This window comes from Actinoplanes sp. NPDC051470 (genome assembly GCF_040682035.1).
GTDB lineage: Bacteria > Actinomycetota > Actinomycetes > Mycobacteriales > Micromonosporaceae > Actinoplanes.
In genome coordinates this window covers 706,347-728,658 of record NZ_JBFBAA010000001.1, presented here as the reverse complement: position 1 = coordinate 728,658, position 22,312 = coordinate 706,347, and the positions used below count along the sequence as shown (strand labels likewise).

Sequence of the window (22,312 nt, the reverse complement as noted above, 5' to 3'; positions counted from 1 at the left end):
GGTGCCGGTGACGCTGGATGTGCCGAGGGCGGCCGGCGCCGTCTGCCAGCCGCCCTCAACCTGTTCGGTCGTGCGTCGTATTCAGTTAGCCCGCGCCGGTTGCCAATCGGTTAGCGGAGCAGCGAGAGCACGTTCTGCGACGCCTGGTTGGCCTGCCCGAGCATCGACGTGCCGGCCTGGGTCAGGATCTGGCTCCGGGTGAAGGAGACCATTTCCTGCGCCATGTCGGTGTCCCGGATCCGGGACTCCGACGCGGACAGGTTCTCCACCGAGACGTTGAGGTTGTTGATGGTGTGCTCGAACCGGTTCTGGGCAGCACCCAGCGTGGACCGCTGCTCGGAGACCGTCTCGATGGCGGCGTCGATCGTGTCGATGGCAGCCGCGGCGCCGGTGGTGAGGTCCAGGCTGTCGATACCCAGATCCGCGGCGCTGACCTGGTCGATGGTGACGGTTACCTTCTCGCCGGTGTTGGCGCCGATCTGGAAATCCTTGGCCGTGAAGGAGCCGTCCAGCAGCTTGGTCTTCCCGAACGCCGTGTCGGTGCCGATCTGGTCGAGCGCGGAACTGAGCTCCGCGAACTCAGCCTGTGCCGCTTCCTTGGCCTTCGGGTCACTGGCGCCGTCGTTCGCCGCCTGCACCGACAGGTCACGCATACGTTGCAGCACGGAGTGCACCTCGTTCAGGGCGCCTTCAGCGGTCTGTGCGACGCTGATGCCGTCCTGGGCGTTGCGGACGGCGACCTTGAGGCCACCGACCTGGGCGCGCAGGCCCTCCGAGATGGAGAGGCCGGCCGCGTCGTCGGCCGCCCGGTTGATGCGGAAACCGCTGGACAGCTTCTCCAGCGACTTCGACATCTGCCCGTCGGTGATCGACAGGTTCCGGTAGGAGTTCTGCGCGGCGACGTTCTGATTGATGCGAAGACCCATGGGGTTTTCCTCCTTGATGAGGGTCTGGTCCGGGCTCGTCCATGAGCCCTTGGCGTACGCCCTGAGTGATCGGACGGTTGCCATCAGTCATGAGAAGTATCCGAGACTTGTTCGCACCTGTTCTCGAAACCGCGGAAAACGGGTCGCACCGGACTGCAACCCGATGGAGCCCAAATCCTCAGAGAGGCGCCCTCCGTTGCCGACCTGTCCGGTAGCGGGGGAGAAGCCTCCGCGGATGGAGGACCGGCGTGAGCCTTACCGACCTGTCCAGCGTCCTGTGGCGGTCCCGCGAGTTGCTCGAGTTGCTGCTGTTCAAGCTGGAGGAGGAGCAGTTGCTCCTCGCGGCGAACCGGTCGCGCTGGCTGTCGCACGCCACCCGCGAGGTCGAGGTGGTGCTGGACCAGATCCGGCAGACCGAGGTGGCTCGTGCGGCGTACGCGCAGGCCGTGGCCTCCGAGCTGGGCCTGCCGGTCGAGGCGTCCCTGGGCGAGCTCGCCGACGCCGCCCCTGACCCCTGGTCCGAGCTGCTTCACCAGCACCGTAAGGCATTCCTGACGCTGACCTCGGAGATCAGCGCGATGGCCGAGGCCAACCGGGACCTGCTCACCGCCGGTCAGCGCGCAGCTCGCGAAACGATGCTCGCGTTCGCCGGAACCGTGGAAACGTATGGCCGGCAAGGACAGACCGTCACCGGCGGCGTGCGCCGCCCCAGCCTGGTGGACGAGGCGATCTGATGGCAAGCAGCTTCGGGGGCATCAACACCGCTCTGACCTCGCTCTACGCGCAACGTCGTGCCCTGGACGTGACGGGTCAGAACATCGCGAACGCGAACACCGAGGGCTACACCCGGCAGCGCGCCGAGATGCAGTCCCAGGTGGGCTCGCTCTCGCCGGCCATGTACGCCAGGACCGACGGCCTCGGCACCGGTGTCGCGGTGTCCGACGTGCAGCGGCTGCGCGACGAGTTCATGGAGAACCGGGGCCGCGCCGAGCACGGCAAGAGCGCCTACCTGGCCCAGCAAACGTCCGCCTACGGCTCCATCGAGGACGTGTTCGCCGAGCCCGGCGACACCGCGCTGGCCGCACAGCTGCACGACATGTGGGGCGGCTGGAACGACGTGTCCAACAACCCGCAGCTCGCCGCGACCCGCTCGACCCTGCTCCAGCAGGCGTCGACGGTGGCCGACGGGCTCAACTCGGCCCACTCGTCGCTCGCGTCGCAGTGGTCACAGTCCAGCACCCAGCTGGCCGCATACACCAACGAGGTCAACACCACGGCCGACTCGATCGCCCAGCTCAACGACAGCATCGTCAAGGCCAAGGCCACCGGCCTGACCGTCAACGAGCTCGAGGACCGCCGCGACCTGCAGGTGATGAAGCTGTCCGAGCTGGCCGGGGCCACCGCGTCGGCACGGGCCAACGGCGCGGTCGACGTGTTCGTCGGCAACTCCACTCTGGTCAGTGAGTTCACCACCCGGAAGCTGGAGGTCTCCGGCGCCAAGCGGCTGGACGACCAGAACTCCGACCCGATGACGCTGCGCTGGGCCGACACCAAGACCGCGGTGCAGGCCGGCGGCACGATGGGCGCGATGGCCGACACGATGACCACGATCATCCCGGCCATCTCGGACGCCCTGGACTCGGTGGCCAAGAACCTCGCCGACAAGGTGAACACCCTGCACGGCGGCGGATACAGCAAGGACGGCAGCACGGGGCTGGACTTCTTCACCAGCAGCAGCGGCGGCGACATCACGGCCGGCACGATCCGGCTGAACATCACCGACCCGGACCAGGTCGCGGTCTCCGGCACCGACGGCACCTACGACAACTCGATCGCCGACCAGATGGCCGACCTCGGCGAGTCGATCGACGGGCCGGACCGCGAGTACCAGGGCATGATCGGCCAGCTCGGCGTGGCCGCGCAGGCGTCCGGCCGGCGCAACGACATCCAGGCCACGGTGACCGAGCAGGTGGACGCGTCGCGCGAGGGGCAGTCCGGGGTCAACCTCGACGAGGAGATGACCAACCTGCTGACCTATCAGCGTGGATACGAGGCGGCGTCGCGCGTGCTGACCACCATCGACTCGATGCTCGACCAGCTCATCAACCGCACCGGACTGGTCGGAAGGTAAGGAGTAGAACGTCATGGCGATCGGCGGACGCGTCACCGAGGGCAGCATCCACACCCGGGTGCTGGCCAACCTTCAGCGGAACATCGCGAAGGGCGAGAAGATCCAGGAGCAGTTGTCCAGCGGCAAGACGATCAACCGCCCGTCGGACTCACCGACCGGCACGGTGTCGTCACTCCAGCTGCGCGGCGAGGTGCGGGCCAGTCAGCAGTACGCCCGCAACGCCGACGATGGCCTCGGCTGGCTGGGCACGCTCGACAACACGCTGTCGACCGTCTCCTCCCGGACCATCGCGGCGCGCGACCTCGTCGTCCGCGGCCTCAACCAGGGAGCCAACGACCCGACCACCAACGCTGCGATTGCGTCCGAATTGGATCAGATTCGCGAGCAGCTCGTCGGGTATGGCAACACCAAGTACATGGATCGTCCGGTGTTTGGCGGCTCGACCGCCAGTGAGGTCGCGTACGACCCGGACGGTACCTTCGTCGGCGACACCGGCACCACCTCACGGACCGTCGGCGCCGGCGCCAAGGTGCGCGTCGACGCCACCGGCCCGGAGGCCTTCGGTGAGGGAGACACCCAGCTCTTCAAGGTTCTGAAGGATGTCGCCGATTCCATTCGGGCCGGTGACACCACTGCGACTGCCGCGAACCTGGAGAAGCTTGACGCCGCGCACAATCTCGTGAAAACCACTCTTTCGGATGTTGGCGCTCGTTACAATCGGCTTGAAGGGATGAAGCAGTCCGCACAGGATCGATTGCTGACCGTGACGTCGCAGCTGTCCGATATCGAGGATGTCGACCTGCCGAAAACGATCATGGAGATGCAGCTTCAGCAGACCTCGTACCAGGCAGCTTTGGCCGCCTCGGCCAAGGTGATCCAGCCCTCGCTCATCGATTTCTTGAGGTGACCATGAGCACGCAAGCAGTCTCTCGAACGCACGGGGATCAGATGATCACGACTATTCCCACGATCCACCTGGCCGCCCCGATGCCGGGCTTCCCGGCGCACACCCGGTTCGCTCTCGTGCGGCTCAACGACGAAGGCCTTCTCTACGCCTTCACCTCGCTGGACAACCCGGAGCTCCGCTTCCTCGTGGTCCCGCCGGACCCGTTCTTCGAGAACTACACCCCGGAGATTCCGGACGAGTCGCTCGCCCTGCTGGGCTACCCCGAGGCCGAGGACGTGATCACGATGCTGGTGATCACCGCCGGCAAGGAGGCCACCGCGGCCAACCTGATGGCGCCGATCGTCATCAACACGGTGAACCGGATGGCCCTCCAGGTCGTACTCGCGGGCACGGAGATGCCGGTGCGCGCGATCCTCAACAAGAAGTAGGCGTCGGGCCGGTCCTGTCCACGGATGGAAAGGGGCATCGGTGCTCGTGCTGACCAGACGGGCCGGCGAGAGCGTGATGATCGGCGACGACGTCGTCATCACCGTTCTCGAGGCCCGGGGTGATGTGATCCGGCTCGGCATCCAGGCGCCACGGGACGTGCGCGTGCATCGCGAAGAGGTCTATCGCGAGCTGCAGGCGGCCAACCGTGAGGCGGCCTCGCCCACCGACGCGGTGGTCGACGAGCTTTCCCGGACGCTGCGGCCACCGTCCGAACCGGACGCTCCGCAAGACAATCGGTAACCACGAAAAGCGCCCCGCCGGTGACGGCGGGGCGCTTTCGCGTCTGCGGAAAGGGTCAGCCGATCGGGGCGCCGCGCGCCGCCATGAACCGGATCGGGTCGATCGCGTTGGCGTGCGTGGCCGGCGTTCCGGTGTGGACCTCGAAGTGCAGGTGCGGGCCGGACGACGAGCCGGAGGTGCCCACGTACCCGAGGAGCTGGCCGGTGGCCACGGTCTGGCCGACGACCACCGACGGCTTGCGCACCATGTGGCAGTAGCGGGTCACATAGTTCAGCGCGTGCTGCACCTCGACGTACCAGCCGCAGCCGGAGATCGAGCGGCTGCCGTCCACGTCGCAGTTGTTGGTGGAGGCGTTGCAGACCACCCGGATCACCTTGCCGCCGTTCGCGGCCTTGATCAGGGTGTTGCGCGCGGCGCCCAGGTCGACACCGTCGTGCGACGGGCGGGTCACCGTACGGAATCCGCTGACCAGCCCGGCCGACACCGGCTGGGTCCAGGTCTTGGCGACCACGGGCGCCGGCGTGGTCGTCGAGGTCTTGGGGCAGGTCGGGATCGGGAACACGGCGCGGGCGACGTAGGCGTCCGCGACCCAGTAGTTGTTCGTCAGCTTGTCCCAGAGGTTCGTGGTGCGGACCGTGCCGCGGATCGTCTCGGCGCGAACCTGGCAGACGATGGAGAGCTTGCCACCTTTGGAAACGGTGCCGGCCAGCTTGCCGGCGGAGGCGGGCGTCACGCGCAGGTTGAGCGCGGTGCCGCCGGTCTTGGCGGTGCCGATGCCGGCCACCTTCGGGGCGGCGGCGACGGGACCGGCCGCGCCCAGCGCACCGGCCAAGATGCCGGCGGCGGCGAGCAGCGTGGTGGAGATGCGGCGCTGATGTCGGGCCTTCATGGGCTTCCTTCCCGGCACGCGGTCACGTGCTCACGGGCCAATCTGCCGAGCGTGGGATGCCACCGGGGTGCGCCTCCAGTGCAGAACAGTTGCTGCTGAATCCGCCGAAACCGCCATCGGACGGGCGGCCAGCGCTGAAGATTGAGGCACCGGCAAATGCTCGCGTCTGAAGGAGTCGTACATGTCGCGATTGGCCGATCTCGGCGTCGCCAAGCGGTTGAGCCTCATCGTGGCCAGCGGTGTGGTCGCGCTGGGCGCCCTGACCGTGATCAGCACCATGAGTCAGGGACAGCTCACCGACCAGGCCGAGAATGTCCGGCGGCTGGAATCGGCCCTGGGCGCGCTGAACCACCTGGACACCCGCCAGTCCGAGCTGAAGGTCGACATGTACCGGCAGCTGCTCGGCCAGGACATGTCCGACGACGTGGCCGACGACGTGGTCTCGGCGTCCGAGGCGGCCCAGGCCGTGCAGGACGCCGGGTTGCCGGCCCGGATCCAGCCGATGTTCGACGACCTGAAGCCGGACGTGGTGTCGTTCGGCGCGTTCGCCGGTGACTTCGTCAAGCGGGCCGCCACCGACCGCGAGGCGGCCGTGCGCGACATCGACCAGATACCGGAGCGCAACAACATCTCCGACGACAAGATCGACACGATCAAGACGGAGCTGGAGAAGGACATCAGCACCGAACGCGGCGACATGACCAGCACCACCAGCCGCACCGCGTGGTTGACCGACGGCGTCGCCCTGCTCGGCCTGCTGCTGCTGATCGGCCTGGCCGTCCCGGTGGCCCGGTCGATCCTGCGGCCGGTCCGCCGCCTCGGCGAGGTGATCGGGAGCCTGTCCCGCGGCGACCTCACCGCGCGCAGCGGGATCACGACCCGCGACGAGATGGGCCGGATGGCCGAGGCCCTGGACAGCGCGCTCGAGTCGATCCACCGGTCGATGGCCGCGATCGGCAGCAACGCCGACGTCCTGGCCAACTCGGCCGGCGAGCTCACCGCGGTGGCGGGCAAGATCGCGGACGCGGCCAACGACACCGACGCGCAGAGCACGTCAGCGTCGGCCGAGGCCGAGGAGATCTCCCGCAACGTGCAGACGGTCGCGGCCGGCTCCGAGGAGATGGGCCTGTCGATCCGCGAGATCTCCAGCAACACCAGCGAGGCCGCGCAGATCGCGGCGGTGGCGGTGTCCGAGTCGGCCCGGGCCACCGAGACGATCCGGCAGCTGGGCGAGTCGTCGGCCGAGATCGGCAACGTGATCAAGCTGATCACGTCGATCGCCGAGCAGACCAACCTGCTGGCCCTGAACGCGACGATCGAGGCGGCCCGGGCCGGTGACGCCGGCAAGGGTTTCGCGGTGGTGGCGTCCGAGGTGAAGGACCTGGCCCAGGAGACGGCGCGGGCGACCGAGGACATCGGCGCCCGGGTCACCGCGATCCAGCAGGACACCGGCGGCGCGGTCGAGGTGATCAGCCGGATCAGCGAGGTGATCGCGAAGATCAACGACTACCAGACCACGATCGCCAGCGCGGTCGAGGAGCAGACCGCCACCACGGCCGAGATGAGCCGCAGCATCAGCGAGGTCGCCTCCGGCAGCAGCCGCATCGCGGCCAACATCGCCGACGTATCGCACGCCAGCGCTTCCGCGGTGCAGGGCGTCAACCAGACCCGGCAGGCCAGTTCCGAGGTCGCCCGCACCGCCGAGGAGCTCCGCGGGCTGGTCTCCGGCTTCAAGCTCTGAGCATTTGATACTCACCTGCACCGGCCACATACCTTGCTTCACAACGCCGCCGTCCGACTCTTCTCCCAGACGGGAAAGGGCCCGTCGGTGATCAGCGCGGGAGCGAATCGTGGGCGCAGAGCAGGAAACCATCGTGGCCGGACCGGGCCACACCCTCGATCTGACCGTCGACGCGCACGTGCACACCGGCTTCGCGGCCGGCCGGGACAGCGTCGGCGTGGTCGTCTCGGCCGCCGACCGGGCCGGACTGACCGCCGTCACCTTCGCCGACCAGGTCGCCCGGGACACCACCTGGCTGCCCGCGTACGCCGACGCCGTGCGCCGGGCCCGCCGGCGCACCGAGCTCACCCTCCGGATCGCCGCCGAGGTCGAGGTCGTCCGGCCGGACGGCTGGCTCGCCTGGCCCTCGGCCGACCTGGCCCACCTCGAAGCCCTCTCGGTCGCCGTCACCCGGCTGCCCACCGAGGACGGCCCGCTCAGCCCGCGTGAGGTCCGGCAGGCGATCGCCGCCGGCGCCCTGACCGAGGCCGAGGTGGCCGAGATCGTGGTCGGCGCGACGGTCAAGGGCCTGGAGCGCGCCTCCCGCTACGTGCCCACCCAGCTGGCCCGCCCACTCAGCCTGCTCACCCAGGTCGGCATCGACGACGCGATGCTCGCCGACGAGGTGCTCGACCACCTGGCCGACGCCTGCCGGAACGCTGGCGCCGCGGTCGAGATCAGCGAGGCGTGGCGCAGCCCGTCGGCGCGGATGGTCGGCCGGCTCCGGGACGCGGGAGTGCCGCTGGTGGCCGCGAGTGACGCCCGATATGCGGCCGAGGTCGGCCAGTGGCAGTACCTGCTCCGGGTCTGAAGGAAACCGCCCCCGGGTCTGAGGGAAAGCAAGCACCGAGCGTGTTCGCAAAAGTACTCTCGGTCGCATGAGCCTGGTTCAGCAGAGCATCGAGGTCGGCGCGCCCCTGCACACCGTGTACGAGCAGATCGCCGCGTTCGAGAACTATCCCCGCTTCATGACCGGAGTGGAGCAGGTCACGCCGATCGGCACCGACCGTACCCATTGGGTGATGGATCTCGACGGGCATCGCCGGGAGTTCGACGCGCAGATCACCGAGCTCGCCCTCGACGAGCGGATCTCGTGGTCGACCACGGACGGTCCGCGGCTCAGCGAGACGATCACGCTGCGGCCGATGAGCGAGACCCGGACCCAGCTGATCGCGCAACTGGACGCGGATATCGCGTTCCTGCTGCCCAGCGACCGGCACGGCCAGGAGACACTGACCAAACAGCTCAAGAACGACCTGACCACGTTCAAGGGCCTGGTGGAGAGCGGGGTGCTGGGCTCGCCCACGATGGGCGGCGCCAGCTCGAAGCAGCTGGCCGGCAAGCCCAGCATGGTCTTCGGGAGCCCGCCCACGCCGGCCTCGGTGGCCGCCCGGATCAAGCGGCGCGACCAGCAGCCCCACCCCGGTGCGGGCTGGGGTACGAGCGCCGGGGACCTGGCCCGGATGGGTACGAACGTCGACATCACCTCGGCCCCCGGCATCGACAGCCCGCACGACCTGGACGACGTGCTCGCCCCCGGCCGGAAGATCGGCGGCACGCGCGGTCTCCGGGGCGGCGCGGCCGGCACCGGGACCGGCACGGCGGCGATGGGCGGGCGTACGCAGGGCCGCGACACCTGGGGCGAAGGCGTGAGCCACGAGGAGGACCGGGGCAGCTCCCACGACTACGGCGGGTGATGTTTCGGGCCGGCTGATAATTCCGTTACAAGCCGCGCACCGAACTTGCAAAGACGACGATCGAACGGCAAGTTAACCGAGTGCAACGCATACCCCTCCAAGAGATCACCGACCGGACGGCCAAGCGCCGCGACGCGTGGTGGACGGTTCTGCTCGTCGACCCGCTGGCGATCCGGCTGGTCCGGCTGGTCTACCCGTACCGCTGGATCACGCCGAACCTGCTCTCGAGCTTCGCGTTCGTCCTCGGCCTCGGGTCCGCGGCCTGCTTCCTCATGCAGGACCGCTGGTGGCTGGTCGCCGGGGCGCTGCTGTTCCACCTGGCCTTCGTGATCGACTGCATGGACGGCAAGATCGCCCGGCTGAACGGCACCGGGACGATCTTCGGTGTCTGGTTCGACTTCATCTTCGACCGTGTCCGCGTGGTCATCTGCGCGATCGCGTTGTTCGGCGGTCAGTACTCGCGGACCGGCGACGTCGCGTGGATCTGGCTCGCCGCCGCGGTGGTCGGCATCGACTTCTTCCGCTACCTCAACGGGTCGCAGGTCGGCAAGATCAAGAGCAGCCTGAACGCCCAGCTGGCCGAGGCCCGCGGTGATCGCCCCGACCTGCCGTCGGCCGACGAGGAGGAGTCCGACCCCGACGACGCCAAGCAGGAGGCGCCGGGGCCGATCGAGGGCGAGGGCGGCACCTACCTCCGCATCCGCAACCGGCTGCTGCGCAACCGGATCCGCATCCACCTGTTCAGCGGCATCGAGTACGAGATGACGGTGTTCATCGTCGGCCCGCTGATCGGTTTCGTCTTCTTGACCTCGATCGTCTCCGGCGTGCTGCTGCTGGCCTTCGAGGCCCTGCTCGTGCTGCGCCTCTACCAGCTCGCCCGGCGGTTCCCGAAGCAGCTGGCCAAGGCTCAGGCCGAGGGCGAGGCGGCCCGGGCCGAGGCGGCCGGCGGGAACGGCGACGTCACGACCCCACCGTGGCCGACTCGAGTGTGACGATCAGGCGGGCGCCGCGCGGGTCGACCGGCTCGTAGCGGACCGACCCGCCGTTCGCCTCCACCAGGTGCCGGACGATGAACAGGCCCAGTGCGGCGCCGCGCATGAACCGCCCGAAGAGATCGGGCACCAGCTCGTCCGGGATGCCCGGCCCGTGGTCCCGCACGGTCAGGTGCACGCGGTCGGCCTGCCGCTCGGCCCGGATCTCCACCGGCGCCTCGCCGTAGGCCAGCGCGTTGGCCAGCAGGTTCCGCACCACCGCCTGCACGTGGCCGCGGTCGGCCAGGGCCGAGACGTGGTCGTCGACGAGGACCTCGACCGTGCCGCCGGCGGCAGGGCCGGCCGCCGCCACCACCGCCTCCACCACCTCGCGGATCGGCACCGGCGTGCGCCGGGCCGTGACCGAGCCGGTGTCCAGCCGGAACAGCAGCTGGAGGTCGTTCATCATCTTGATCAGCCGGCGGGTGTTCCGGTCGATCTTGGTGGCCAGCTCCTGCCGGATGTCGTCCGGCAGGTCGGCCCAGTCGGCGGTGAGCAGCTCGGCCAGGCTGGCGATCGAGCTGATCGGCTGGGCCACGTCGTGGGTGAGCATCGAGGTCAGGTCGTTCTTGAAGGCCAGCGCGCCGGCCAGCCGGGCGTTCGCCTCGCGCAGCTGCTCGTTGCCGCTCTCCAGCTCGGCGGCGTGCGCCCGGACCGACTCCTCGGCCCGCTTCCGGTCGGTGATGTCGACGTAGGTGGCGACGTAGGCCCGGGCCGCGCCGTCCGATCCGGGCACCGCGGCCATCGTGGCCAGCACCGGGACATCGGCGCCGTCGCGGTGCCGCACCCACCAGTCGCCGGTGCCGTCCGGTGGCAGCGTCTCGGGCCGCGAGCCCACCGCGTCCTCGTGCCGGTGCCCGGTCAGCTCCCGCCACCGCCGGTTCACGTCGATGACCCGATGGTTGGCGTCCAGCACCATCACCGCCTCGTTCATCGACTGGAGCAGCGTGTTCGCGAACTCCTGCCGGGTGTGCAGCTCGGCCACCAGCTCGCGGTGCCGCCGGTCGGCCGCCTCCAGCGAACGGATCAGGTGGGCGATCAGGGCCAGCACGGCCAGCGCGGCGAGGATCGCGCCGGTGCTGATGGCGGCCTCGGGCCGGGAGACTCCGGTACGCACGGCGAGCGCGCTGACCAGGGCGGCGAGCACCGGTACGGCGATCAGGGCGGGCAGGGCCCGGCGCACCGTGGTGCCCGCGCCGGCCATCGCCGAGGTGCGCAGCGGTCCCGCCTCCGGCCGGGCCAGGAGCGCGCCCAAGGTCAGGGTGAGCAGGGCGCCGGCCAGGTACGGCGAGATCAGCGGCACCGGGCCGTGGCCGTCCGGGAAGGTGGGCGCGAACATCCGCGGCACCAGGGCGACCAGGGCGATGGTGGCGGCGCCGGCCAGCAGCGGGTCGGCCACCCGGGCGCGGCGGCCGGGCAGGCGCATGTCCAGGACGGCCAGCGCGGTGGCGGCCAGCACGGTGGCCACGCCGGCGGCCGGATGCGAGCCGATGGCCAGCGCGCCGAGCACGCCCGAGGCCGCCGCGAGCAGATATCCGGTGATGCGTACGGAGAGTCGGCGGGCCGGCAGCACGACCAGGACGAGCGCGAGCCCGGCGGGCAGAAAGGCCGGCGCCGGGCTTGGTTCGAGGGTGCTCACCGGCAGGGCGGCGGCACCGTACACAGCCGTCGCGACCCCGGCGCACCCGGCGCCGAGGCGGGACAGCCGGCTCACGTCGTATGCCGCGAACTGCACCCGCGCCCTCTCTCAGACGGGGCAAATGCCTCTAATAGGTAAGACAGCGAGCATATCGCGGCAGAAGCCGTCTAGTGGTTACTGTGCGACACCCGCCCAGATGAAGCCCTTCTCCACCCGGGCCACGGTGGCCAGCCGGGCCAGCTCGGCGCCGTGCTTGTTCGCGTGGTGCCCACAGAAGGCCAGGGTGCCGGTGGGGAGGGTGACCTCCAGCCTGGCGGCCGCGGCGCAGCTGTCGCAGCGTTCGATCAGCTCGTCGACGGTCACGATCTCGGGAGTGCTCACCAGCGTGGTCATCTCGGCTCTCCTAGCTCGGCATGCTGCCTGTTCAGACAGCGGGTACATCGGCCTTCCGGGGTACCGAATTAGCTCTTCATGCCCAACCGGGGCGGGCTGCAACCCAAGGGCAACCCGGCCGGTCCCGGGCGGGCTCCGCCCCGGCCACAACATTTCCCCCAGGTGACTTCGGCATGCGTCCCGAATTGGTGACTAGCGCCGCCGAAGCCGATCAGGGGGGACCTGTTTATGACTCGCATCACCGGCCGGCGTCGTGCCGCCCGCTTCGTGCTGACCGCCGGCCTCACCGCCGCGGCCGCCGTCACCGGATTCGCCGGTTCGGCCGCCGCCGCGACACCCGCCGCGCTGCCCACCGGCACGATCCTGGAGGCCGACCGGTCCGCGGCGATCGCGGACAGCTACATCGTCACGTTCCGGCCGGGCACCCGCGCCGCCGACGTGCCGGCCGAGGCTCAGCGCCTGGTCCGTCGCTACGGCGGCGCCGTGCGGGCCAGCTACACCGCGGTCAGCGGGTTCAACGCCGAGATGACGCGTACGCAAGCCGCCCGGCTCGCCGCGCACCCGGCCGTGCAGTCGGTCGAGCAGGACGCCCGGATCACCGCGGACGGCGTACAGAACAACCCGGTCTGGGGCCTGGACCGGATCGACCAGAGCGCGCTGCCGCTGTCGAAGTCGTACACCTACGGCTCGGCGTCCGGCGTGACCGCGTACGTGCTGGACACCGGCATCCGGACCAGCGCCAACGAGTTCGGCGGGCGGGCCCGGGCCGGGTTCGACGCGATCACCCGCAACGGTGGCGCCGAGGACTGCAACGGGCACGGCACGCACGTAGCCGGGACGATCGGTGGCGCCACGTACGGCGTGGCCAAGGACGTGAAGCTGGTCGCCGTGCGGGTGCTCGACTGCCAGGGCAGCGGCTCGTACTCGGCGATCATCGCCGGCATCGACTGGGTCACCAGGAACGCCGCCAAGCCGGCCGTGGCCAACATGAGCCTCGGCGGCACCACCAGCAAGACCCTGGACGACGCGGTGAAGAAGTCGATCGCCTCCGGCGTGACGTACGCGCTGGCCGCCGGCAACGACGACAAGGACGCCTGCCAGCAGTCGCCGGCCCGGCAGCCGGACGCGATCACGGTCGCCGCCACCGACAACACGGACACCCGGGCGACTTTCAGCAACTACGGGACGTGCGTCGACATCTTCGCGCCCGGCGTGAAGATCGTCTCGGCGTCGTCGTCCTCGGACACCGCCACCAAGACCATGAGCGGCACCTCGATGGCCAGCCCGCACGTGGCCGGTGCGGCCGCCCTGGTCCTCGGCGCCGACCCGAAGCTCACGCCGGCCCAGGTCCGGGACGCGTTGGTGTCGCACGCTTCGACGAAGGTCCAGGATCGGGCCGGTTCGCCGGCCAAGCTGCTCGACACCAGCTGGCTCAACGCGCGATGACAGCGGCTCAACGCGCGATAACAGCACCGGAAAGCCCGGAACCGGCAATGACCGGCCCCGGCTACGGATAGCGTGATTCGCGGAACCAAACCCCTGCGAGGAGGGACCCATGTCGGAGGTCTACGAGAACCGTCCGACCGTGCTCGTCGTCGACGACGAAGAGGATCTGCGCGACATCATGCGGCGGATGCTCGAGCGCCGCGGATTCGACACCCTGGTCGCGCCGGACTCCGAGTCGGCCATCGCCACCTGCCGTGAGCACGACGGCGAGATCGACGTGCTGATCACCGACCTGGGCCTGCCCGGCGCCTCCGGCGGCGAGCTGTCCCGGGCGGCCACGTCGCTGCGGCCGGGCATGGGCGTGGTCTACATCTCCGGTCTGCCCAAGGACATCGCGGTGACCAAGGGCCTGATCGGCGAGGACGCCCTGCTGGTCAAGAAACCGTTCACCTCCGACCTGCTGATGGAGGCGCTCCGCGTGGTGATCGCGCAGCGGGCCGGTTCCACGCCCTAGCATCACGACATAGAGACACCTGGCGCCGCCGGCCTTCCTGGCCGGCGGCGCCGTTTCGTGCCCGGACCCGAAAGATGTCAACCTTCTGCGTACTCCCGTCGTCTTGACCGAGACGAGAGGAGAGCGATGGTGACGGCCGCATCGCCAAGGTGGCCACGAGCACCGCGTGGGAGGCGATCATCCCGTCCAAGGGCGGTCCCCAGAAGGGCACCTACGCGGCCACGCTGGAGCTGTTCGACTACGGCACCCCAGTGTCGGTCAAGCGTCCGAAGGACGTGGTGCCGGCCACCTGACCGTCAGCTCGCCGAGGCGCCACCGGTTCGGCTCGTGCGACACGGGCAGTCCGGCGGCGTGCAGGGCGGCGACGGCCTGACGCCAGCGCTGCCGGGGGCCGAACGGGCCGGCCGCCACGTCCCAGGCGTGACCCAGCGCCGTCAGGAACTCGTGGATCGGCCGGCCCGGGACGTTGTGGTGGATCAGCGCCTTGGGCAGCCGCTCGGCGAAGGTCGCCGGATGGTCCAGATCGGACAGCCGGGCCGACAGGGTCAGGGTGAGCGGGCTCCCGTTCTCGACGTAGGCCCAGGCCGCCACCCGGCCCAGCTCGTCGCAGGTGCCCTCGACCAGCGCCGCGCCGGTCGCGGTCATCGTCCGCCAGGCCGCGGCCACCTCGGCCTCGTCGTACTGGCGCAGCACGTTCAGGGCGCGGACCACGACCGGGCGCAGGCCGGCCAGCTCGAACCCGCCGCGGCGGAACTCCAGCCGTGGTGGGTCGGCGGCCGGAAGGGCCGCGGCGACGCGTACCGGATCGATCTCCAGACCGACCACCGCGACATCGCGCCGGACCCGGGTGGCCAGCCGCTCCCGCAGCTCGATCGCGGTCACCGGCGTCGCGCCGAAGCCCAGATCGACCACCAGCGGGTCGGCCGCCGCGGCGAGCCGGGCGCCGCAGCGGTACGCGATCCAGTTGTCGACGCGGCGCAACCGGTTCGGGTTGGTCGTGCCCCGGGTGACCGCGCCGACGGGCTTCACTTCTGCCGGAACACCTTGTGCTGCGCGGCCTGCACGATCGGGCGCACCACCAGCCGGTCGATGTTGACGTGCTGCGGCCGGGTCGCCGTCCACGCCACGCAGTCCGCGATGTCCTCGGCGACCAGCGGCTCGGGAACACCGTCGTAGATCGCGTCCGCCTTGGCCTGATCGCCGAAGCGGTTGAGCGAGAACTCGTCGGTGCGCACCATGCCCGGGTCGATCTCGATCACCCGGACCGGCTTGCCGACGATCTCCAGGCGCAGGGTTCCGACCAGCGCGGCCTGGGCGTGTTTGGCCGCGCTGTACCCGCCACCGCCCTCGTAGACCACGAACGACGCGGTCGAACCGATCGTCACGATCGTCCCGGCGCCGCCGGCCTCCAGCGCCGGCAGCAGGGCCTGGGTGACCCGCAGGGTGCCGAGCACGTTCACGTCGTACATCCACTGCCAGTCCTCGACCGAGCCGGACGCGACCGGGTCGCCGCCGTGGGCGCCACCGGCGTTGTTGACCAGCAGGGTGAGTGTCCCGTCGAGGCCGGCCACGGTCGCCCGGAGCCGTTCCACCGACGCGTCGTCGGTGATGTCGCACTCCACGGCGGTGGCGTCGCCGGTCTCCTTGACCAGCGCCTCCAGCCGGTCGGCCCGCCGGGCGGCGGCGACCACGTGGAAGCCCTCGGCGACCAGGCGGCGGGCCGTGGCCGCGCCGATCCCGCTGGACGCTCCCGTGACCACGGCGATGTTCTTAGTCATGCCCCCGATCCTGCCTCATGCTGAGCCTTCCTTTGTCATGCCCTCTTGGCCCTCGCCCGCGGCCACGTGGGGCCGCCGCCGGCGATTGCCGCTCGGTGCAATCGGTCATGACCTCGGTCACCCTCGACCGGTAGCGTGTTGGGTTCAGCGCATGTCGATGGGGAAGATGAACAACGTCGTATTAGTTGTCCGTAACGATTGCCCCCCTCGAGAGGACCTGACGTGGCTGAGCCGCTGGCCGCATTGAGCTGGCCGACCCCCCGGCGCATTGCCACACTCTCCGTACACACCTCGCCGCTCGAGCAGCCGGGCACCGGCGACGCCGGCGGCATGAACGTGTACATCGTCGAGACCGCGAAACGCCTGGCCAGACTGGGTGTCGAGGTCGAGGTGTTCACCCGGGCCACCTCGTCCGAGCTGCCCCCGGTGGTCGAGATGGCGCCCGGCGTCACCGTCCGCCACGTGACCGCCGGCCCGTTCGAAGGTCTGTCGAAGGAAGAGTTGCCGTCCCAGCTGTGCGCGTTCCTCAACGGCGTGCTGCGCGCCGAGGCGGCCCACCCGCCCGGCCACTACGACCTCATCCACTCCCACTACTGGCTGTCCGGCCAGGTGGGCTGGCTGGCCCGCGAGCGCTGGGGCGTGCCACACGTGCACACCGCGCACACCCTGGCCAAGGTCAAGAACAGGCTGATCGCCGCCGGTGACCGGCCCGAGCCCAAGGCCCGGCTGATCGGTGAGGAGCAGGTGGTCGCCGAGTCGGACGCGCTGGTGGCCAACACCCGCTTCGAGGCGCAGGACCTGGTCGCCTGCTACGACGCCGACCCGGCCCGGCTGAGCGTGGTGCAGCCCGGCGTCGACCTGGGCCGGTTCCGGCCGGGGCCGCGCGACCGCGCCCGGTTCGGCCTGCCCGAGACCGGCCATGTGGTCTCGTTCGTCGGCCGGATCCAGCCGCTCAAGGGCCCGGACGTGCTGATCCGGGCGCTGGCCGCGCTCCGCGCCCGAGACCCGGGCCTCCCGGTGACCGTGGTCATCTGCGGCGGGCCCAGCGGCACCGGACTGGACCGGCCGACCTCGCTGATCGAGCTGGCCGAGTCGCTCGGCGTCGCCGAGTCGGTGGTCTTCCTGCCGCCGCAGACCGGTGAGGGGCTGGCCACTCTGTACCGCACCTCCGACCTGGTCGCGGTGCCGTCCCACAACGAGTCGTTCGGGCTGGTCGCGCTGGAGGCGCAGGCGTGCGGGACGCCGGTGGTCGCGGCCGCGGTCGGCGGCCTGGTCACCGCCGTGCGTGACGGCATCAGCGGGGTGCTGGTCGACGGGCACGATCCGGAGGACTGGGGCCGGGTCCTGGGCCGGCTGCTGGCCGCGCCGGGCTTCCGGGCCGAACTGTCGACCGGGGCGGTCGCGCACGCGGCCGGGTTCTCCTGGGACCGTACGGCCGAGGGCCTGCTCCGCGTCTACCGTGAGGCGGTGACCGCGCACCGGGCGCTGATCGCGGCGCGCTTGGAGGCGTACGCATGGTGAAGGATCTGATCGAGAAGGTCTGCGCCGAGCGCGAACTGGAGTGCGAGCCGACCGGTGCCAACTCGTGGGTGGTCACGCTGCCCGGCACCCACAAGCTCAAGACCGCGTGCAACCTGATCGCCGGCGAGCACGCCCTGCGCATCGAGGCGTTCGTGATGCGGCAGCCCGACGAGAACCGCGAGGAGCTCTGGGCGTGGCTGTTGCGGCGCAACGCCCGGATGTACGCGGTGAGCTTCTCGATCGACGCCGGCGGCGACGTCTACCTGACCGGTCGCGTCTCGCTGCGGTCGCTGGACGAGGACGAGCTGGACCGGCTCCTCGGCGCGGTGCTGACGTACGCCGACGAGTCCTTCGACCCGATGCTCGAGATCGGCTTCGGCGAGTCCATCCGGCGTGAGTGGGCGTGGCGGGTCAAGCGCGGCGAGTCCCTGGCCAACCTGAAAGCCTTCGAGCACTTCGCCCGACCAGCCGATTAGGCGACCAGCTCGGCGGCGACCAGATCGTTCAGATCGATGTACGGCAGCAGCCGGCCCTGAGCCTCGGTGCCGATCTTCACCAGCGGCCCGCGCTGCAACATCGTGGCCGGGTCGCCGGTCGGGGCCGGGCTGATCTCCTCCCACACCGAGTCCTCGATCGCGTGCAGGGCGGGCACCACGAACCCGACCAGCTCGCCGCCGGGCGTGTCCACCAGCAGCACCCGCGCGGCGGCGGTGTCCACCGGGTCGGGCAGGCCGAGCAGCAGGCTGAGGGAGAGCAGCGGCACCGACAACTTGCGGTGGGTGAAGACGCCGAGCAGTTCGCCCCCGCTGTCCATGGCGATCGCGTGCTCCGGGTACGGCACGATCTCGGTGATCTGCTCCAGCGGCGTGGCCGCCTCCATCCCGACGCTGTAGGTCAGGAACTTGCGGACCCGCGGCTGGATCCGCCGGCCGTCGTGCGTCTTCCCGGCCGTCCCGCCGCCCTTGGCCGGCGCCGCCTCCGCAGCGGGCATGCCGGTCGAGGCCGAGGCGTCCAGCGGCAGGCCGAGGCCCGCGAGGGTGTCCAGTTCGGCGTCCGCCCGCAGGGCCGCGCCATTCAGCAGCAGGTGCTGGCGGCCGCCCTCGACCCGGAGGATGCCGTCCAGGAAGCCGCCCTTGCGCATGCCCACCGGCGGCAGCGGCAGCACGTCGTCGATCGGCACCGCCGCGATGTCCGAGATGTCAGAGACGGTGAGGACGACGAGGCCGCGTTCGGTGGCCAGCACCAGCCCGCGCAGCTTCCCGTCGTCGGGCAGCGCGCCCAGCCCGAGCAGCCCGAGCGGGTCGACCGCGGGCACCGCCCGGCCGTGCAGGTGCACGACGCCCCGGCAGGTCGCCCCGTCCAATGGGGACGGATGCAGGGTCAGCTGCGGGATCACCGAGTGTACGTGGGTCACGTCGATGCTCAGCCCGACCGCGCCACACTGCAGCAGCAGGACCGTACGCCGGGAGGAGTCCACGCCGCCGCCGACCGGCGGGCGCAACCCCACGTCCTTGACCACCGGGATGCCCGGGCGGGCGGCGATCGCGGCCGCGTCCAGCAGGGACACCACGGCCCGGTCCTCGGGCCGCTCGAAGGTGTGCGAGAACAGCGCCCGGCCCTCACCGGCCACATTGGTCTCCAGCAGCCCGTCCGCGGTGACCCGGGCGACCCCCTCGATCTCGTCGGCGAGCAGCCCGAACACCTGGCCCTCCCGGGCCACGATCACGATCACCCGGCCGCCCTCGTCGCTGTCGTGCGCGCCGAAGCCGGCCAGCCGGCACAGATCCAGCACCGGGATCACCACGTGCCGCAGGTTTACGGCGCCGAGCAGGCCGTCCGCCGCCGCGGGCAGCGGGCTGAACTTCGGCGGCCGCATGATCACCTCGCGCAGCTCGTCCAGGGGCAGCGCCACCCGGACGTCGCCGGCGTGGAACACCCCGTAGAGGGCGTCGGTGGTGCTCGTGGTCACCGGTCTGCCTCACCGCTGCCGAGCAGTTCCTTGATGTGACCGGAGACGGCCCGGGACGCGGTCTGCTGGAGCGTGGTCGAGTCGGCGATCCGTTTGATCGACTCGCTGGTCGAGGCGACGCTCTTCAGGATCATCCCGAATGCTTCCTGCGCCCGGTGCGACACCTGCGAGCCCTGGCCGACCCGGGCCGCCGACTCGTGGATCAGCGTGGTGATCTCGCGGCCCGCGTCGGACGAGCGCTCGGCCAGCTTGCGCACCTCGCCGGCGACCACCGAGAAGCCGACGCCGTGCTCGCCGGCCCGGGCCGCCTCGATCGAGGCGTTGAAGGCCAGCAGGTTGGTCTGGCCGGCGATCTCGCCGATCACGTTGACGATCGCGGCGATCTGGTCGGAGGACCGCTCGATCAGGTCGATCGCCTCGATCGCGTTGCGCAGTTCCTCGTACCCGTCCTGGGCGTTCTGCTGTGTCTCCCCGGCCAGCGTGCTGGCCTGCTGCGCGCTCACCGTGATCTCGTCGATCGACCCGGTCAGGGCCGTGATCGACTGGCTCATCTCCTGGGTCTTGGCCGAGATGCGCTGTTCCATCGCGACCTGGTCGGTGATGTCGTGCGCGTACTTGACGACCTTGAACGGCTCGCCCTTGGTGTTGAAGATCGGGTTGTACGTGGCCTGGATCCACACGTCCCGGCTGAACTTGCCGATCCGGTGGAACCGCCCGGCCAGGTATTCGCCCTTGCGCAGCCGCAGCCAGAAGTCCCGGTACTCGGCCGAGGTCACGTAGTCGCCGGCGCACAGCATCGAGTGGTGCTGGCCGACCAGCTCCCGGGCCGAGTAGCCGAGGGTGCGCTGGAAGTTCTCGTTGGCCATCAGGATGTTGCCCTCGAGGTCGAACTCGATGACCGCCTGGGCTCGGTTGATGGCCAGGTCCTTGCCCTGGTACTCGGCGTTGCGCAGCTTGGTCCCGGTCACGTCGACCGCGTACTTGACCACCTTGTACGGCTTGCCGTCGAGATCGAAGATCGGATTGTAGGTGGCCTGCAGCCAGATCTCCCGGTCGCCCTTGGCCACCCGCTTGTACTCGCCCGAGTCGAATTCGCCGCGGCCCAGCTTCTCCCAGAACGCCGCGTACTCCGCGCTGTTGGCCGACTCCGCATCCACGAACATCCGATGGTGCTGGCCGCGGATCTCGGCCAGCGAGTAGCCCATCGTGTCGACGAAGTTCTGGTTGGCGTCCAGGATCCGGCCCGTCAGGTCGAACTCGACGACCGCCTGGGCCCGGCCGATCGCCGACACCTTGCCCTCGTACTCGGCGTTGCGCAGCTTGCCGTCGGTGACCTCGGTCGCGTACTTGACCACCTTGAAGGGCCGGCCCTCGAGATCGAAGATCGGGTTGTACGAGGCCAGCAGCCAGATGTCCCGCCCGCCCTTGGCGACCCGGCGGTACTCCCCGGCCTCGTACTCGCCACGGCTGAGGCGCTGCCAGAACGCGGCGTACTCCTGGCTCCGGGCGTGTTCGGCGTCGACGAAGATCCGGTGATGCTGGCCGCGGATCTCGTCCATCGTGTAGCCCATGGTGGTCAGGAAGTTCTCGTTCGCCTCGAGGATGTGGCCGTTCAGATCGAACTCGACGACCGCCTGGGACCGGCTGATCGCGGACACCTTCCCGACGTACTCAGCACTCTTGATCTTGCTGTCGGTGACCTCGGTCGCGTACTTGACGACCTTGAAGGGCCGCCCGTCCAGATCGAAGATCGGGTTGTACGTGGCCTGGAGCCAGACCTCCCGGCCGCCCTTGGCCAGCCGCTTGTACTCGCCCGTCTCGAATTCGCCCCGGGACAGCGCCTGCCAGAAGTTCCGGTAGGCGGCCCCGCGCGCCTCCTGCTCGTCCACGAACATCCGGTGATGCTGGCCGCGGACCTCGTCGATCGTGTAACCCATGGTGTTCAGGAAGTTCTGGTTCGCGTCCAGGATCAGGCCGTTGAGGTCGAACTCGATCACCGCCTGGGCCCGGCCGATCGCGGTCACCTTGCCCTCGTACTCGGCGTTGCGCAGCTTGGTCTCGGTGACGTCCAGGGCGTACTTGACGACCTTGTACGGCCGGCCGTCCAGGTTGAGGATCGGGTTGTAGGTGGCCCGGATCCACACCTCCCGCCCGCCCCGCCCGACCCGCTTGAACTCGCCGCTCTCCACCTCGCCGTTGCGCAGCCGCTCCCAGAGCTGGGCGTGCTCGGTGCTCTCGGCGTACCGCTCCTCGCACAGCAACCGGTGGTGCTGGCCGACCAGGTCGCCGAGCGCGTAGCCGGTCAGCTCCAGGAAGTTCTCGTTCGCGCTGAGGATGAGGCCGTCCAGGTCGAACTCGATGACGGCCTGGGCGCGGTCGATCGCCGTGTACTTGCCCTTCAGCTCGGTGACCTGCCGGCGGTCCTCGGTGATGTCGTACGCGGTGATCAGCACCAGCGTCCGCTCCGGCTCCACCGGCCCGCAGTTGATCCGCAGCCACCGGGTGCGCTCGGTGCTGTCGATCACGGATGTGACCTGCTCCAGGTACTGGCCGTCGCGGGCGGCATCGAGCAGCCGGTCCACCGCGGTGGCCGACGCGTTCCACAACGCGGCCAGCTGCTCGCCGCGGACCTCGGCCTCGGGCCGCCCGATGAGCTCACAGAACCGCTCGTTGGCCGACACCACCTCGCCGTTGCGGGCGCTGACCGTGGCGACGAGCCGCTCGTGCAGCAGCAGCTCCAGCGCGGCGCGGTTCAGCGGCCGGTCGTCAGCGGTGGGGGTGGGCTGGGCCATCAGGGCTCCCGTGACTCGATGCCGGCAATCACCTCACCGTTCGGCAACCGGATCGAAACCCTGAGACGGCCCGTTGCTGTCGATGCCCGTTTTCGACGAACTTATGCCTGATTCATGCCCGGTTCGACCCTGGTTCCTGGTTCCCGTCGGGCGGGGGAGGGCGCCTCATC

The 22,312-nt window shown here is 70.1% G+C and carries 22 protein-coding genes; 14 read left to right on the top strand and 8 right to left on the bottom strand.

Annotated features, from left to right (window positions below; translation table 11 throughout):
* Positions 1–110: 110 nt before the first annotated feature.
* Positions 111–926 carry a flagellin gene (locus AB0M54_RS03545; protein WP_364313593.1) on the bottom strand — a complete coding sequence of 272 codons (816 nt, stop codon included), beginning with the start codon at positions 924–926 and terminating at the stop codon, positions 111–113.
* 248 nt (positions 927–1,174) lie between these two features.
* Between AB0M54_RS03545 and flgN the strand changes: the two genes are divergently transcribed.
* The 5 genes from flgN to csrA are packed head-to-tail and all read left to right on the top strand — an operon-like array spanning position 1,175 to position 4,693.
* A complete protein-coding gene (gene flgN, locus AB0M54_RS03540) occupies positions 1,175–1,660 on the top strand; it encodes a flagellar export chaperone FlgN (RefSeq protein WP_364313596.1) in 486 nt (161 codons plus the stop codon).
* Complete coding sequence (gene flgK / locus AB0M54_RS03535; protein ID WP_364313598.1) at positions 1,660–3,057, top strand: flagellar hook-associated protein FlgK; 1,398 nt, start codon at positions 1,660–1,662, stop codon at positions 3,055–3,057. Before flgN ends, flgK begins: the two co-directional genes overlap by 1 nt.
* A gap of 13 nt (positions 3,058–3,070) precedes the next feature.
* On the top strand, positions 3,071–3,964 hold the full coding sequence (locus AB0M54_RS03530; protein ID WP_364313601.1) for a flagellin: 894 nt from the start codon (positions 3,071–3,073) through the stop codon (positions 3,962–3,964).
* A 41-nt stretch (positions 3,965–4,005) separates the two neighbouring features.
* Positions 4,006–4,392 carry a flagellar assembly protein FliW gene (locus tag AB0M54_RS03525; protein WP_364313603.1) on the top strand — a complete coding sequence of 129 codons (387 nt, stop codon included), beginning with the start codon at positions 4,006–4,008 and terminating at the stop codon, positions 4,390–4,392.
* Between the two features lie 40 nt (positions 4,393–4,432).
* Positions 4,433–4,693, top strand: a complete 261-nt coding sequence (csrA, locus tag AB0M54_RS03520; protein WP_364468887.1) for a carbon storage regulator CsrA — start codon at positions 4,433–4,435, stop codon at positions 4,691–4,693.
* A gap of 55 nt (positions 4,694–4,748) precedes the next feature.
* Here the strand turns inward: csrA and AB0M54_RS03515 are convergent, their stop codons facing one another.
* On the bottom strand, positions 4,749–5,582 hold the full coding sequence (locus tag AB0M54_RS03515; RefSeq protein WP_364468885.1) for a peptidoglycan DD-metalloendopeptidase family protein: 834 nt from the start codon (positions 5,580–5,582) through the stop codon (positions 4,749–4,751).
* A 181-nt stretch (positions 5,583–5,763) separates the two neighbouring features.
* On the opposite strand from AB0M54_RS03515, the gene AB0M54_RS03510 reads away from it, so the two are divergent.
* The 4 genes from AB0M54_RS03510 (at position 5,764) to AB0M54_RS03495 (ending at position 10,051) form a co-directional block, all read left to right on the top strand.
* On the top strand, positions 5,764–7,323 hold the full coding sequence (locus AB0M54_RS03510; RefSeq protein WP_364468883.1) for a methyl-accepting chemotaxis protein: 1,560 nt from the start codon (positions 5,764–5,766) through the stop codon (positions 7,321–7,323).
* 109 nt (positions 7,324–7,432) lie between these two features.
* Positions 7,433–8,173, top strand: a complete 741-nt coding sequence (locus AB0M54_RS03505) for a hydrolase (protein ID WP_364468881.1) — start codon at positions 7,433–7,435, stop codon at positions 8,171–8,173.
* 67 nt (positions 8,174–8,240) lie between these two features.
* Positions 8,241–9,059, top strand: a complete 819-nt coding sequence (locus AB0M54_RS03500; protein WP_364468879.1) for an SRPBCC family protein — start codon at positions 8,241–8,243, stop codon at positions 9,057–9,059.
* Between the two features lie 80 nt (positions 9,060–9,139).
* Complete coding sequence (locus AB0M54_RS03495) at positions 9,140–10,051, top strand: CDP-alcohol phosphatidyltransferase family protein (protein ID WP_364468877.1); 912 nt, start codon at positions 9,140–9,142, stop codon at positions 10,049–10,051.
* On the opposite strand, the gene AB0M54_RS03490 is transcribed toward AB0M54_RS03495, so the two are convergent.
* Positions 10,020–11,825, bottom strand: a complete 1,806-nt coding sequence (locus tag AB0M54_RS03490; RefSeq protein WP_364468875.1) for a PAS domain-containing sensor histidine kinase — start codon at positions 11,823–11,825, stop codon at positions 10,020–10,022. The two genes, AB0M54_RS03495 and AB0M54_RS03490, sit on opposite strands and share 32 nt — an antisense overlap.
* 78 nt (positions 11,826–11,903) lie before the next feature.
* Positions 11,904–12,122 carry a hypothetical protein gene (locus AB0M54_RS03485; protein ID WP_364313624.1) on the bottom strand — a complete coding sequence of 73 codons (219 nt, stop codon included), beginning with the start codon at positions 12,120–12,122 and terminating at the stop codon, positions 11,904–11,906.
* 228 nt (positions 12,123–12,350) lie between these two features.
* Between AB0M54_RS03485 and AB0M54_RS03480 the strand changes: the two genes are divergently transcribed.
* From AB0M54_RS03480 to AB0M54_RS03470, 3 genes are all read left to right on the top strand, one after another.
* Positions 12,351–13,568, top strand: a complete 1,218-nt coding sequence (locus AB0M54_RS03480; protein WP_364468873.1) for a S8 family peptidase — start codon at positions 12,351–12,353, stop codon at positions 13,566–13,568.
* A gap of 109 nt (positions 13,569–13,677) precedes the next feature.
* Positions 13,678–14,082, top strand: a complete 405-nt coding sequence (locus tag AB0M54_RS03475; RefSeq protein WP_364468871.1) for a response regulator — start codon at positions 13,678–13,680, stop codon at positions 14,080–14,082.
* Positions 14,083–14,231: 149 nt separating this feature from the next.
* Positions 14,232–14,375, top strand: a complete 144-nt coding sequence (locus tag AB0M54_RS03470; protein WP_364468869.1) for a hypothetical protein — start codon at positions 14,232–14,234, stop codon at positions 14,373–14,375.
* Here the strand turns inward: AB0M54_RS03470 and AB0M54_RS03465 are convergent.
* Positions 14,341–15,111, bottom strand: a complete 771-nt coding sequence (locus tag AB0M54_RS03465) for a class I SAM-dependent methyltransferase (protein ID WP_364468867.1) — start codon at positions 15,109–15,111, stop codon at positions 14,341–14,343. The two genes, AB0M54_RS03470 and AB0M54_RS03465, sit on opposite strands and share 35 nt — an antisense overlap.
* Positions 15,108–15,860 carry an SDR family oxidoreductase gene (locus tag AB0M54_RS03460; protein WP_364468865.1) on the bottom strand — a complete coding sequence of 251 codons (753 nt, stop codon included), beginning with the start codon at positions 15,858–15,860 and terminating at the stop codon, positions 15,108–15,110. The genes AB0M54_RS03465 and AB0M54_RS03460 overlap by 4 nt, the downstream gene beginning before the upstream one ends.
* 222 nt (positions 15,861–16,082) lie before the next feature.
* On the opposite strand from AB0M54_RS03460, the gene mshA reads away from it, so the two are divergent.
* Positions 16,083–17,381: a D-inositol-3-phosphate glycosyltransferase gene (gene mshA / locus AB0M54_RS03455; RefSeq protein WP_364313638.1), complete on the top strand. Its 1,299-nt coding sequence runs from the start codon at positions 16,083–16,085 to the stop codon at positions 17,379–17,381.
* On the top strand, positions 17,375–17,857 hold the full coding sequence (locus AB0M54_RS03450; protein ID WP_364313640.1) for a YbjN domain-containing protein: 483 nt from the start codon (positions 17,375–17,377) through the stop codon (positions 17,855–17,857). The genes mshA and AB0M54_RS03450 overlap by 7 nt, the downstream gene beginning before the upstream one ends.
* Here the strand turns inward: AB0M54_RS03450 and AB0M54_RS03445 are convergent.
* On the bottom strand, positions 17,854–19,350 hold the full coding sequence (locus AB0M54_RS03445; protein WP_364313643.1) for a chemotaxis protein CheW: 1,497 nt from the start codon (positions 19,348–19,350) through the stop codon (positions 17,854–17,856). The two genes, AB0M54_RS03450 and AB0M54_RS03445, sit on opposite strands and share 4 nt — an antisense overlap.
* Complete coding sequence (locus AB0M54_RS03440) at positions 19,347–22,142, bottom strand: PAS domain S-box protein (protein WP_364468863.1); 2,796 nt, start codon at positions 22,140–22,142, stop codon at positions 19,347–19,349. Before AB0M54_RS03440 ends, AB0M54_RS03445 begins: the two co-directional genes overlap by 4 nt.
* Between the last annotated feature and the right edge of the window lie 170 nt (positions 22,143–22,312).